At 45.2% G+C, this 1930-nt stretch carries 2 protein-coding genes; one reads left to right on the forward strand and one right to left on the reverse strand.

The genetic code is table 11. From position 1 onward, the window contains the following. The first annotated feature begins 244 nt into the window (after positions 1–244). Positions 245–379, forward strand: coding sequence for a hypothetical protein (locus PX482_RS10330; RefSeq protein WP_288057729.1), 135 nt, complete (start codon positions 245–247; stop codon positions 377–379). A gap of 41 nt (positions 380–420) precedes the next feature. Here the strand turns inward: PX482_RS10330 and PX482_RS10335 are convergent, their stop codons facing one another. Then, the gene (locus PX482_RS10335) at positions 421–1605 is read right to left on the reverse strand and encodes an NAD(P)H-quinone oxidoreductase subunit H (RefSeq protein WP_002760089.1); all 1185 of its coding nucleotides are present in this window, start codon (positions 1603–1605) and stop codon (positions 421–423) included. Between the last annotated feature and the right edge of the window lie 325 nt (positions 1606–1930).

Genomic DNA, 1930 nt, shown 5'->3' on the forward strand with positions numbered 1-1930 from the left:
ACTCCAGATACAGTCAACGGTACAGCCATTTTCAAAGGGAAAATGTACCCAGTAGCCTCTTTTCAATTTTTTCTGAGACGCTCCCTAAGGGTTTTGTTGATTTTTTAGTATTTATGTAGGACTTGCTGAATAAATCTAAAAACCTTATTGGGTAAGACCTTTAGACTTTTTGTCAATCAAAAAGTACCAGATATGGGAGTGATCGGGGCGAAATTTAGGCACTTTTTCCCTGAAAATTAGGTAATTGGCCACCTCAAAACTGGTAAAACTCTACACCCTACACCCCACACCCCACACCCCACACCCTGCCCCCACGAACAACTTTTTCAGCAAACCCTATGTATGGGGGAAGTCCAGGTATTACATGAGACTAGGCTAAAACTAGGGTGAGTTAATAAGATAACCCACCCTGAAGGATATTTAGCGATCGACTGACCCCATAATAATATCAATACTGCCTAAAATCGCCATAATATCGGCAACTTTTACCCCTTTGAGGATATGGGGCAGAATTTGAAGATTATTAAAATCGGCGGCCCGAATTTTCCAACGCCAAGGGAAAACATCATCATTACCGACGATAAAGATACCTAATTCCCCTTTACCACTTTCCAAGCGCACATAATGTTCACCTTTAGGAATTTTGAAAGTGGGGGCGACTTTTTTGGCGATATATTGATAGTCAAAATCATTCCAAGCTGATTTTTTCCCTTCTGCCATCCGTTTTGCTTCCAGATTTTCGTAGGGACCACCGGGTAAACCTTTCAGTGCTTGCCGGATAATTTTCACCGATTCGCGCATTTCCCGAATCCGCACCAGATAACGAGCAAAACAATCGCCGGCGGTTTCCCAATGCACTTCCCAGTCAAAATCGTCGTAACACTCGTAATGGTCAACTTTTCTTAAATCCCATTTCACCCCGGAAGCGCGTAACATCGGACCAGATAAACCCCAGTTAATCGCTTCGTCTCTGGTAATGCAGCCTATCCCTTCAATACGACGGCGGAAAATCGGGTTATTAGTGATTAATTTCTCGTATTCGTCCACTTTGGGGTCAAAATAGTCACAGAAATCCACGCACTTATCCACCCATCCGTAGGGTAAATCCACCGCCACGCCACCAATACGGAAATAATTATTATTAATTAACCGCATTCCCGTGGCAGCTTCCCAGAGGTCATAAATCATCTCCCGTTCCCGGAAAATGTAGAAAAAGGGAGTTTGTGCGCCTACATCCGCCATAAAGGGGCCTAACCAGAGTAAATGGTTAGCGATGCGGTTGAGTTCCAACATAATCACCCGGATATATTGCGCTCGTTTGGGAACGGCGATATCGGCTAATTTTTCGGGAGCATTGACCGTAATCGCCTCGTTAAACATCCCTGCGGCGTAATCCCAACGACTAACGTAGGGAACGTACATGACATTAGTGCGATTTTCGGCAATTTTTTCCATGCCCCGATGAAGATAACCGATTACGGGTTCACAGTCAATCACGTCTTCCCCGTCGAGGGTGACGATTAAGCGCAAAACTCCGTGCATTGACGGGTGATGGGGTCCCATGTTTAAAACCATGGGTTCTGTTCTCGTTTCAATTTTTGCCATAGGGCTACCGATGATCCCGAAAATCTTTTTAAAGTTATTATAAGTAAACGCTTCGACAATACACAAGGACTATCGGGTATCAGTAATCAGTGATCAGTAATCAGTGATCAGTAATCAGTAATCAGTGATCAGTAATCAGTGATCACTGATCAGTAATCAGTAGTCAGGAGATTATTTTTATTTATTCTCCCCACACCCTACACCCCACACCCTACACCCCACACCCCACTCCCTACACCCCACACCCCACACCCCACACCCCACACCCTACACCCCACACCCTACACCCCACACCCTACACCCCACACCCTACACCCTACACCCC

It is taken from the genome of Microcystis sp. M53602_WE12 (assembly GCF_030065455.1).
Classification (GTDB): domain Bacteria; phylum Cyanobacteriota; class Cyanobacteriia; order Cyanobacteriales; family Microcystaceae; genus Microcystis; species Microcystis aeruginosa.